This window comes from Salmonella sp. SAL04214 (assembly GCF_046550615.1).
Classification (GTDB): domain Bacteria; phylum Pseudomonadota; class Gammaproteobacteria; order Enterobacterales; family Enterobacteriaceae; genus Salmonella; species Salmonella enterica.
Window position 1 is genome coordinate 45389 of sequence record NZ_JBGDXT010000007.1, and the last position, 11698, is coordinate 57086.

An 11698-nucleotide genomic window follows, 5' to 3' on the forward strand; every position below is an offset into this window, starting at 1 on the left:
TTAATAGAATATGTCAGTATAGCTTCTCCCCGGTGGATGCTGAAAATGCGGCTACTCTGCGGCCTCTTTAATGGTTTCCGTCAGCCATACCATAAACAGGTGTACCCGGCGGGAAAGATTACGGCGATGGGGATAATGCAGCGTCACCGGCAGTGGAGCGGCGCGATATTGCGGTAAAATTTCAATGAGCGTTCCGGCGCGTAACGCCTCCCGTACAGCAATGCGTGGCGTCTGAATGATCCCTAATCCTGCCAGACAGGCCGTATGCCAGGTCTCCGTACTGTTTACCGTTAGCATTCCGCCGGTTTTTACCCACTGCATACCGTGGGGAGTTTCAAAGGCAAAACCCGGTGAAGAAACTCCCGGGGTCAATGAATAATGCACCACCGCATGTGAGGCGAGGTCGTCAAGGTTTTCTGGATACCCAAAGCGCGCCAGGTATTGTGGGCTGGCGCAGTTCACCATCCTCAGTTTGCCAAGCGGGCGCGTCAGTATCCCTGGCGCATGTAGCGGCTCTGTGCGCACCACGCAGTCGAAATCTTCCCGTAGTAAATCGACCTGTCGATCGCTACTACAAAGTTCCAGCGCAATGCCGGGATACTGATGCAAAAAAGTGGGCAGGCGCGGCATGATAAGGCTGTTTGCGAGACATGGCGGTATATCTACCCGTATTTTGCCACTGATACTGGCGGGATCAGGCTGGAAAAGACCCTCCAGTTCATCCAGGTTACTCAACAGATCTTTTGCCCGTTCGTAGTAAACCATTCCGTCCTGAGTAAGCTGTACCCGCCGGGTGGTGCGGTGGAGCAGGCGGATGCCCAGTTGATGTTCTAACGCTTGTATTTGCCGTGAGACGCTGCCTTTGGGAAGGCCGATATCCTCTGCTGCGCGGGAAAAACTTTCCCGTTCCGCCACGCGTACAAACAATTTCATTGCATATATTTTATCCATCATCAGGCTCTATTATTGTTCTTATTGAAACAGTGACGCTGAAGCGGCTGGTTTTATTGATTTTCTAGCACCTAATAAGCCCTTTCGCAATCATTGCTCGCGTGACGAATACGTCTGATCACGTTGTGCGGCGGATTTATCGCCTTCCGACCAGACATTTTAGCGCCAACAAGCCGATAAACGGGACGAGGACGGTAAAACACGCCGATAACAGCGGGTGCAGTGGGAGAGAGAAATGCATGTACATACACGGTATTGTCATTGACCCATCGTCGCGGTTTTCAGGCGGATTGGCTATTTTTTAACATAATGTGCTACTTTATTTTTTGTAACACATAAGGTGAAAAGCAGATATTTCCTTTGTGACGCGCCAGGCGTACTCTTCATTAAATTAATATTCAAATTAGCCTTGGCTGTTCGCGCTAATAAGATATTCCTTACTTTAAAAGGCTAATTTTAGCGAATTCTGTAATCCCGATGTTGAAGCTGTAAATATTCATAACCTTTCCCTTCCTCAACCAATGACTATCGGTAAAATGGCCTATACCAAATGGCGACTTCTTATTTTACCCTACGGGTAATACCCTTCCTCATCTTAAGACTATTATCTTACCCAGGTGGAGAAAAGTAATGCAGGTAATCATGTTTGACAGGCAGTCAATATTTATTCATGGAATGAAAATCAGTTTGCAGCAGCACATTCCAGGAATAAGTATCCAGAGTGTCGGTCAGGCAGAAGAACTCTGGCAAAAAATAGAAAGCGCGCCGGATGCGCTGGTCATGCTGGATAGCGGCCTCGATGCTGAATTTTGCCGCGAGGTGTTACAAAGAATCGCGCAGCAATTTCCGGAGGTGAAGATTATTATCACGGCGATGGATGGCAGTCAAAAGTGGCTGCATGAAGTCATGCAATTTAACGTTCAGGCCGTGGTGCCACGCGATTCTGATGCCGAAACCTTTGTCCTTGCGCTCAATGCTGTCGCTCGCGGGATGATGTTTTTACCGGGGGATTGGTTAAATTCAACGGAGCTGGAGTCCCGTGATATAAAAGCGTTAAGCGCCCGCCAGCGGGAAATTTTACAGATGCTTGCCGCAGGAGAATCAAATAAACAAATTGGGCGGGCGTTAAATATTAGTACCGGGACGGTTAAAGCGCATCTGGAGTCGCTTTACCGGCGGTTGGATGTAAAAAATCGTACCCAGGCCGCCATGATGTTAAATGAATCGAATTAACGACGTTAAATTCGCAGTCCGCTTATTTCTGGCTGTGAAATATCACCCGTATTGATTAATGATAAAAAACGCTGATGTCCGATGCTGAACATCAGCGCAATAAGCGTTTCGCGTTGAAACCGATCATTAAGTTCCGGCAAACAATTCTGTAGCAGCATATCGCAGCTATTGAGGTCATCCAGCAAGAATGCCTCCGCCTGGTCGGGCGTAATGAACGTCAGCGTCTCATCCGGCGTCAACATATGCCCGTAACCAATCACCCAGTTACCCTGCCGATCGCGATACTTTTCCAGCGACAGACCCTGCCACTGTTTAATAAACGCGATGCAGGCGGAGCTAAAGCGAGATGAAATGTGCGGCATGGCATCTTTCTCATAAAAAGCGCGATTATAAAGTGTGCTGCACGCGTGGCTAGCGGTCAGACGGCCAAACGCAGGCAGGGAAAAGGTCTATGCCGTTCAGCGTCACGCCGCGTTGACAGAATGAAAAACTGATGTTTTTGGTTAGTAACCGATCTTCTTATAAATTTGCAATCATTAAGATTAAGTCACTGAAATGTGGCTAAATCTGTTATATCTATGAAAAAACATAATTAAAAGAAAACGAAGATCTCGTCGCGGGATCGTCTTTTTAGGGAAGATAATGACGAATAGCGCTTCGCAGGCGACACGCGCGCCTTTTGAACATAGCCTGGGGATTATCCGCCAGGCATCAATAGAAATCCTGCTGCTGCTGGGTATTCATACCACCGAGGGAAAAGAGCCCCGGTGGTTCATGGAACAACTTGAGCAGGCGCGTCTTAACCTGGGCGGTTGGGGCGCGGTGGCGAAAAAATTGCGGATAAATGACGCGCAGTTGAGCCAGTTTATGCTGCAACTGCGTCACCTTCAGCAGCATGTTCCCCAGTATGACAGCGGGCAAGAGGTGAGCGAAAATCAACTCCTTGCCGCGTTGCGTTTTGTCACCTCGCTGGAACATCTACGTCAGCAGCAGCCGCTACTGACGTATCAAACTGAGCTGGAAGAACCCGACCAGGAGGCGCATCTTGAGGCGCAGCGTCAGCTTCGGGCGATAGAACTGACGTTAAAAGCGCTTATTGCGCGCGCATGGCCGGATCGGGCGTCGCTGAATCACTACCTCAAGCAACATTTTGGCCCGGACCGTTTGCGCCAGTGGTTAAAACAGGGAGAAGATCAACATGCGCTGGAGGGCATGTTGTTCAGCGAACTGGCGCTTATGGTGGTTGATAAAAAATTGTTTGCCCGTCATTACGTCAGAATTTTTAATGACGCCTCAGCGTTAACGCTGTTCGCCGAGTCGCGCACCACTCTGCGTATGTTTCTGGATGATTGTCGCCTCGCGCGAAACGAGGTTATCGCCAGGCAGCCGCTCACCTCAGCGCAGCTTATGCTGCTAAACGTTCAGTATCAGCAAATCGTTCGGCCCATCCAGCGCGCCTATGCCGAAAAACGTACCCGCGTGAATCCCGCTTCGTTTCTGCTGGCGGATGAACGTGAATTGCGCCAGTTCTGGGAAACCGCGCGGCTTAAAGATCGGCAGGCCGGGGGAGATAAGCATGAGATTAGCGAGAGCATAGAACCACCGCGTAAGCGGCCTCCGCGTACGCCTGAAGAGCGTGAGCAACTTATTTCCGGCGCTTTGTGGGGCGCGGTTGGCGTCATGACGCTGGCGATACTGGCGGGCGCGTTCTGGCTATTTAGTTCGTCGTCGCCAGGCTCCGATAACGGGCAAGCTCCCGCAATGGCGCAGGATGAACCGCCGCGCGAGGCGCCTTCCGCGCGGGAAACGCTCAATCATATGGGGATTACCTGGGATGCGTTTACCATGCGGGCGGCGATAGAGCGCAATGATACGCGGGTGACGGCGCTGTTCCTCCAGGGCGGAATGAACTGGCAGCTCGCGTGGACGGAGCAGGCGTTTGCGGCAGGACATACCGAGGTGCTGCAACTGTTGTTGCGTTATCCCGCGCTGATGGATGAGGTCAAACCCTGCCGACGATTTATCACAACGTTAAGTCATGACATGTCGAGCGGCGCGCCGCTGACCGCGATGCATAAAACCTATTTGCAAACGTTTTGCACCGTTCCGGCTGTTGTGACGCGCCAGCAGTACGATACGGAGCAGGCCCGGCTGCGCGCTCAGGCCCGGCCCAGCGCAGACAATAAAAAATGGCTGAAAATTCAGTCAGCCATTTATGATGCGATTCACTGAGCCCGGAGCAGGTTAAGGCTCTCCGTAAAGGCCAATCAGGCGGCGCACCACGCCATTGGTCCAGCCGAACCCATCCTGTAGCGGATACTCGCCCCCGCCGCCTTCGCGGGGCGTACCGCCGGAAATATGGTATTTCTCGATCAGTTTATGGTGCTCCTGATAAAAATGGTTCACTGTTTTTAACCAGTTATGGGCGATTTCATCGCCCAGCATATCGTCGCCATACAGTTTGAAGCCCTGAATCGCCATCCATTGCAGCGGTGCCCAGCCGTTCGGTTTATCCCACTGTTCGCCGGTTTCGTATTCGGTCGCCATAATCCCGCCGGGCGTTAACAGACGGCTGCGTACCACGTTTGCCAGACGGTCGGCCTGCTCATGGTTCGCCATACCGACATACAGCGGCACGATACTGGCGGCGGAAAAGAGCGCCATTTCTTCGCGTCGCCAGTCATAGTCCCGATAACAGCCGTTTTCATCATCCCACAGATAATGGTTCACGGCGGCGCGTCGATCGCTGGCTTTCTGGCGAAATAGCGCCTCGGTGTCACGTTCGCCTTTCAGTGCTGAAATATTGGCGATAGCGCTCTCCAGTTTATACAGAAAAGCGTTCAAATCGATAGGGATAAACTGGGTCGTACGTATGCTGGCAAGCCGGCCCGCATCGCGTAGCCAGCGTGAAGAATAGTCCCAGCCGGACGCCGCCCCGGCGCGCAAATCCCGGTAGACTTCATTGGGTGGACGACCGGAATGTTTTGCGGTTTCGACATCTTCCAGCCAGGACTCGTCGCGCGGCGTGTCGCGATCGTCCCAGTAGCGGTTCAGCAGGGAACCGTCCGGCATCCGCACAACGTGGCGATAAGCCTGGTTGAGTGCCAGCGATTCGGCGCCGTCCATCCAGAAGGCGTATTCCATTTTGAGATGGTCGAGATAACGCCGTGCGCCGCGCACGCCATCTTCTTCGAACAGTTCAACCATCAGGGCGAAAACCGGCGGCTGCGAGCGGCTCAGATAATAGGTCCGGTTGCCGTTGGGAATATGGCCATAGTTTTCAATCATCCAGGCGAAATTATCCGCCATACATTTAAGTAAGTCTTCGCGCCCGCTTTCCGCCAGACCCAGCATGGTAAAATAAGAGTCCCAATAATAGGTTTCGCTAAAACGGCCTCCCGGCACGATATAGGATTGCGGCAGCGCCAGCAGCGAAGACCACGGAATATGATCCTGCGGTTCGCGCGTCAGTATCGGCCAAAGCTGGTCAATATGTTCTTTGAGCGAGTTTTCGGGGTTAGAGACATACTCGCTGGATAAGGTTTCCGGTAGCCAGAAATGGTTCTCGACGAAGCGGCGTAAGTCAAAATCACGGTGGCGTCTGACCTTACGGTAGCGGATCAGGATATCAAGCGGGTCCATCTTCGGCGCGCAGTCCGGGAACGTTTTACTGTCTGGAAACAGTTTTGTTGACTGTACATGCTCGAACAGTTCGAGATACCGATCGGCAGGGGTCAGGGCGTCAGAGGCGGGAAGCCCCTCGATCATCTCCGGCTCCGGTTCCGCCTCGATCATTTCATCCAGCTTTAACTCGCACGGGTCTGTTTCATAAAGCAGATCGACATCAATAGTCAGATCTTCAGAAGGCGTGGGGTTTAATTTCTGGTTGAGCATAATGACAAGGACCTCCGGCTTGCGTCGTAAAAGATACGGGTGTTGCCCGGCTGTCTATTAAGCGTAGACATTCGCTTCGATACCTGAGTGGCAAAGTGTGCGATAGATCACATTTTGCAATTTGTCTCTCAAGAAAAACACTTCATAACTTACTGAATAGTATTGCGAAAATCCTATTTTCATGACGCCCGCCCCAGACCTAAAATCAGAACATTCGTTTCATAGCGGTATCACTACGTCACCGCATGGCGTGGATTCACAAGCAAAGGTAACGTAAATAGTTATAATACAAGCTATGGCACCATGATAATACAAACGGATACAAATGATCGAGCAACCCGACAGTAAAAGCGCCAAACCGCTTTATAAGCAGCTTGAAGCCGCCTTAAAAGAGGCCATTGCGCGTGGAGAGTATAAACCAGGCCAGCAGATCCCGACGGAAAATGAACTGAGCGCGCGCTGGCAGGTGAGCAGGGTCACGGTCCGTAAGGCGTTGGATGCGCTGACGCGTGAAAATTTGCTGACCCGTGTCTCCGGCAAAGGCACCTTTGTCTCTGGTGAGAAATTTCAGCGCAGCATGACCGGCATCATGAGTTTCAGCGAGTTATGCCAGTCCCAGGGACGTCGCCCGGGGTCACGCACCATCAAATCCGTTTTTGAATCGGTAGACGATGAGACAAAAGCGTTACTGAATATGAACGATGGCGAAAAAGCGGTCGTCATTGAACGTATCCGCTATGCCGACGATGTGGCGGTATCGCTGGAAACCGTACATCTTCCCCCACGTTTTGCGTTTTTGCTGGATGAAGATCTTAATAATCACTCTTTGTATGAATGCTTACGCGAGAAACACCACTTATGGTTTACCCACTCCCGTAAGATGATCGAACTGGTTTATGCCAGCTTTGAAGTCGCCCATTATCTTGGCGTCAACGAGGGTTATCCGCTGATCCTGATAAAAAGTGAAATGATTGATAACAAAGGAGAACTCTCCTGCGTTTCGCAACAGTTGATTGTCGGCGATAAAATACGGTTTACCGTATAATGTCAGCATTACGCTAACGAAGAGCAGGCTGAATCGGGATCCAGATCGCGGATCCCGATTTTTTTTGGTTTCCATCTTGATCAAATGTCTTTAAATGTCATATAAAAATAATAATACATTATGAGTCATTTATGGCGAATATGGCGAATCCTCGCCTGTATCATTGATGGAACCAGAGGAAAGCATGATGGGTATGAAAGAGACAGTTAGCAATATTGTGACCAGCCAGGCAGAGAAAGGAGGCGTTAAACATGTCTATTATGTGGCGTGCGGCGGTTCTTATGCGGCGTTCTATCCGGCGAAAGCATTTTTAGAAAAAGAAGCGAAAGCGTTGACTGTCGGTCTGTATAACAGCGGAGAATTTATTAACAACCCGCCGGTAGCGCTGGGAGAAAATGCCGTTGTGGTTGTCGCCTCCCACAAAGGTAATACGCCAGAGACAATTAAAGCGGCTGAAATCGCCCGTCAGCACGGCGCGCCGGTTATTGGTTTAACCTGGATAATGGATTCACCGTTGGTGGCGCATTGCGACTATGTGGAAACGTACACGTTTGGCGACGGTAAAGATATTGCCGGAGAGAAAACGATGAAAGGCCTGCTGAGTGCGGTCGAACTGCTCCAGCAGACGGAAGGGTATGCGCACTATGACGATTTTCAGGATGGCGTCAGCAAAATCAACCGTATCGTCTGGCGCGCTTGCGAGCAGGTTGCGGAGCGTGCGCAGGCGTTCGCGCAGGAATATAAAGACGATAAAGTCATTTATACCGTCGCCAGCGGCGCGGGCTATGGCGCTGCCTACCTACAGAGCATCTGTATCTTTATGGAAATGCAATGGATACATTCCGCCTGTATTCATAGCGGTGAGTTTTTCCACGGGCCGTTTGAAATTACCGATGCGAATACACCTTTCTTCTTCCAGTTTTCCGAGGGCAATACGCGGGCGGTGGATGAACGCGCGTTAAACTTCCTGAAAAAATATGGCCGCCGGATTGAAGTTGTCGATGCGAAAGAACTGGGGCTATCGACCATTAAAACCACGGTTATTGATTACTTTAACCACTCTCTCTTTAATAACGTTTATCCCGTTTACAATCGGGCGTTAGCTGAGGCGCGCCAGCATCCGTTAACGACGCGCCGCTATATGTGGAAAGTGGAATATTAATTACATCAGGATGGATAAAAAAGCAGGGACGCTTTTTATTGTAAAGACAAACAAGGAATAATGATGAGCATCAGCGTATTGGGTATTGGCGACAACGTTGTCGATAAATACCTGCATTCCGGCATCATGTACCCCGGCGGTAATGCATTAAATTTTGCTGTCTATGCGAAATTAGCAGACATCCCCAGCGCGTTTATGGGGGCGTTTGGCAATGACGACGCCGCGCAGCACGTACAGGATGTATTACACCAGCTACAGATAGACATCTCTCACAGCCGCCATTATACCGGCGAAAATGGTTATGCCTGTATCCGTCTCTCGCATGGCGATCGGCAATTTGTCGCCAGCAACAAAAACGGCGTATTGCGGGAACATCCTTTTAGTCTGTCTGACGACGATCTTCGCTATATATCACAATTTACCTTAGTCCATTCCAGTATTAACGGCCACCTGGAATCGGAACTGGAGAAAATTAAACAACAAACCGTCTTACTCTCTTTTGATTTTTCCGGGCGCGGTACAGACGACTATTTTGAAAAGGTATGCCCGTGGGTAGATTATGGATTTGTCTCCTGTAGCGGGTTATCGCCAGATGAAATCAAAATAAAACTCAATAAACTTTATCGTTATGGCTGTCGGCATATTATTGCCACCTGCGGGCATGAAAAAGTTTATTATTTTTCCGGCGCGGATTATCTGGAGTGGCAACCTGCTTATATCGAACCTGTCGATACGCTGGGCGCAGGCGACGCCTTCTTAACCGGTTTTTTGCTTTCCATTTTGCAATCGGGTATGGCGGAACCCGATAAAGAAAGCGTGCTACGCGCCATGCGGCAGGGCGGGAAATCGGCGGCGCAGGTGTTATCTCATTACGGCGCATTTGGTTTTGGTAAACCGTTTGCACAATAGGTTACGTCCCTCAATGTAAAGCGACACTCACTCCAGATAACCCAGGAGGAAGTATGTTTTGGACGGAATTATGTTTTATCCTTGTGGCCCTGATGATAGGCGCCAGGATCGGCGGCGTATTTTTAGGGATGGTCGGCGGGTTAGGCGTCGGCGTGATGGTTTTTATTTTTGGCCTGACGCCTTCTACGCCACCGATTGATGTTATTCTGATTATTCTTTCTGTTGTCCTGGCGGCCGCATCTTTACAGGCCTCCGGCGGGCTGGATTTACTGGTCAAACTGGCGGAAAAAATTCTGCGTCGCCACCCTCGTTACATTACGTTATTAGCGCCGTTTATCTGTTATATCTTCACTTTTATGTCAGGAACGGGGCATGTCGTTTATAGCTTGCTACCGGTTATTTCTGAAGTTGCACGGGATTCAGGTATTCGACCGGAACGTCCTTTATCTATTTCCGTTATCGCATCGCAACAGGCGATCACCGCCAGTCCTATATCTGCCGCCATGGCGGCGATGATTGGTTTAATGGCGCCGTTGGGCGTCTCTATTTCAACCATTATGATGATTTGCGTGCCCGCCACGTTAATCGGCGTAGCGATGGGGGCAATAGCGACCTTTAATAAAGGAAAAGAGTTAAAAGACGATCCGGAATATCAACGTCGGCTTGCTGAAGGGTTAATTAAGCCTGCGCAGAAAGAAAGTAAAAATACGGTGGTCACTTCGCGCGCCAAATTGTCGGTGGCGTTATTTCTGACCAGCGCGATCGTTATCGTTCTGTTAGGACTGATTCCGGCGCTGCGGCCCATGGTGGAGACAGCGAAAGGGCTACAACCGCTTTCGATGTCCGCCGCTATCCAGATTACGATGCTCTCTTTTGCCTGCCTGATTGTGTTGTTATGCCGGCCGCAGGTCGATCAGATTATCAGCGGTACGGTATTTCGGGCGGGCGCGCTGGCGATTGTCTGCGCCTTCGGCCTGGCCTGGATGAGTGAGACGTTCGTGAATGGTCATATCGCGTTGATTAAGGCAGAAGTGCAAACTCTATTGCAACAGCATACCTGGCTTATCGCCATTATGATGTTTTTCGTGTCCGCTATGGTCAGCAGCCAGGCGGCAACGACGTTAATTCTGTTGCCGCTGGGGCTGGCGTTAGGGTTGCCCGCTTATGCGTTAATCGGCTCCTGGCCTGCCGTTAACGGCTATTTCTTTATTCCGGTGGCGGGGCAGTGTCTGGCGGCGCTGGCGTTTGACGATACCGGTACGACGCGTATCGGCAAATATGTGCTTAACCATAGTTTTATGCGTCCGGGATTAGTTAACGTGATTGTCTCGGTCATTGTCGGGCTGTTAATAGGAAAAATGGTTCTGGCCTGATTGTTATTAAATTTTTTATAGCACACGTCACTTATTATTTTTAATTCAGAGGAAGAAAATGAAAATCAGAGTTTTCATGGCCACCGTGTTGCTGCTCATCAGCCACTGTGTATTTAGCACAACGTCACTACCGCATATTGTTATTCTCGCGACAGGCGGTACTATCGCCGGGACGGCAGCCAATAATACGCAAACCGCCGGATATAAATCCGGTGAACTTGGCGTGCAAACATTAATAAATGCCGTGCCGGAAATGAATAATATCGCTCGCGTTGACGGCGAGCAGGTGGCGAATATTGGTAGCGAAAATATGACCAGCGATATCATCCTGAAACTTTCACAGAAGGTGAATGCGTTATTGGCGCGGGACGATGTTGACGGTGTGGTTATTACTCATGGCACTGACACGCTCGATGAAACCGCCTACTTTCTTAATTTGACCGTGAAAAGCGACAAACCGGTGGTGTTTACCGCTGCAATGCGGCCCGCGTCGGCAATCAGCGCCGATGGTGCAATGAACCTGCTGGAAGCGGTCACGGTGGCTGCTGACCCGAATGCGAAGGGACGCGGTGTAATGGTCGTTTTAAACGATCGTATTGGTTCGGCGCGCTTTGTGACGAAAACCAATGCCACGACTCTGGATACCTTTAAAGCGCCGGAAGAGGGCTATCTGGGGGTCATCGTTAATGGTAAGCCACAGTTCGAAACGCGGGTGGAAAAAATTCATACCCTGCGATCTGTTTTTGACGTACGTAATATCAAAAAATTACCCAATGTGGTGATTATTTACGGCTATCAGGACGACCCGGAATATATGTATGATGCGGCGATCGCCCATCACGCGGACGGTATTATTTATGCCGGAACCGGCGCAGGTTCGGTCTCGGTACGCAGCGACGCGGGGATTAAAAAAGCGGAGAAAGCCGGGATTATCGTGGTGCGCGCTTCCCGCACCGGAAACGGCGTCGTACCGTTGGATAAAGGGCAGCCAGGGCTGGTGTCTGACTCGCTCAACCCGGCGAAGGCGCGAGTCTTGCTGATGACGGCATTAACTCAGACGCGTAATCCGGAACTGATCCAGAGTTATTTCAGTACGTATTAATCATGCAGGCTTGTGCGCCCACCCTTGAA

Annotated in this window: 10 protein-coding genes; 7 read left to right on the top strand and 3 right to left on the bottom strand. The window is 50.6% G+C overall.

Features of this window, described 5'->3' with window-relative positions:
• Nucleotides 1-51 precede the first annotated feature (51 nt).
• The gene (locus tag ACLJQD_RS13355; RefSeq protein ID WP_000358040.1) at nt 52-951 is read right to left on the bottom strand and encodes a LysR family transcriptional regulator; all 900 of its coding nucleotides are present in this window, start codon (nt 949-951) and stop codon (nt 52-54) included.
• 630 nt (nt 952-1581) lie between these two features.
• Here ACLJQD_RS13355 and ACLJQD_RS13360 point away from each other — a divergent pair.
• A complete protein-coding gene (locus tag ACLJQD_RS13360) occupies nt 1582-2184 on the top strand; it encodes a response regulator transcription factor (protein WP_001196081.1) in 603 nt (200 codons plus the stop codon).
• A 5-nt stretch (nt 2185-2189) separates the two neighbouring features.
• Here ACLJQD_RS13360 and ACLJQD_RS13365 read toward each other — a convergent pair whose 3' ends face one another.
• Nucleotides 2190-2546 (bottom strand): glycoside hydrolase family protein, encoded by a 357-nt coding sequence (locus tag ACLJQD_RS13365; RefSeq protein ID WP_001120251.1) that lies wholly within the window; start codon nt 2544-2546, stop codon nt 2190-2192.
• Between the two features lie 280 nt (nt 2547-2826).
• Here ACLJQD_RS13365 and ACLJQD_RS13370 point away from each other — a divergent pair, with 280 nt between their 5' ends.
• Nucleotides 2827-4416 carry an STY4199 family HEPN domain-containing protein gene (locus ACLJQD_RS13370; protein ID WP_017441622.1) on the top strand — a complete coding sequence of 530 codons (1590 nt, stop codon included), beginning with the start codon at nt 2827-2829 and terminating at the stop codon, nt 4414-4416.
• A gap of 12 nt (nt 4417-4428) precedes the next feature.
• On the opposite strand, the gene ACLJQD_RS13375 is transcribed toward ACLJQD_RS13370, so the two are convergent.
• On the bottom strand, nt 4429-6078 hold the full coding sequence (locus tag ACLJQD_RS13375) for an alpha,alpha-trehalase (protein ID WP_000934254.1): 1650 nt from the start codon (nt 6076-6078) through the stop codon (nt 4429-4431).
• A gap of 325 nt (nt 6079-6403) precedes the next feature.
• On the opposite strand from ACLJQD_RS13375, the gene ACLJQD_RS13380 reads away from it, so the two are divergent.
• The 5 genes from ACLJQD_RS13380 (at nt 6404) to fraE (ending at nt 11669) form a co-directional block, all read left to right on the top strand.
• The gene (locus ACLJQD_RS13380; RefSeq protein WP_000572565.1) at nt 6404-7123 is read left to right on the top strand and encodes a GntR family transcriptional regulator; all 720 of its coding nucleotides are present in this window, start codon (nt 6404-6406) and stop codon (nt 7121-7123) included.
• 184 nt (nt 7124-7307) lie between these two features.
• The gene (gene fraB / locus ACLJQD_RS13385; RefSeq protein WP_010989080.1) at nt 7308-8285 is read left to right on the top strand and encodes a 6-phosphofructose-aspartate deglycase; all 978 of its coding nucleotides are present in this window, start codon (nt 7308-7310) and stop codon (nt 8283-8285) included.
• Nucleotides 8286-8348: 63 nt separating this feature from the next.
• Nucleotides 8349-9194 carry a fructose-aspartate kinase gene (gene fraD / locus ACLJQD_RS13390; protein ID WP_000028430.1) on the top strand — a complete coding sequence of 282 codons (846 nt, stop codon included), beginning with the start codon at nt 8349-8351 and terminating at the stop codon, nt 9192-9194.
• A gap of 53 nt (nt 9195-9247) precedes the next feature.
• A complete protein-coding gene (locus tag ACLJQD_RS13395; RefSeq protein ID WP_000498935.1) occupies nt 9248-10567 on the top strand; it encodes an anaerobic C4-dicarboxylate transporter family protein in 1320 nt (439 codons plus the stop codon).
• 58 nt (nt 10568-10625) lie between these two features.
• Nucleotides 10626-11669 (top strand): fructose-asparagine asparaginase, encoded by a 1044-nt coding sequence (gene fraE / locus ACLJQD_RS13400; protein ID WP_000702752.1) that lies wholly within the window; start codon nt 10626-10628, stop codon nt 11667-11669.
• The last annotated feature ends 29 nt before the right edge of the window (nt 11670-11698 follow it).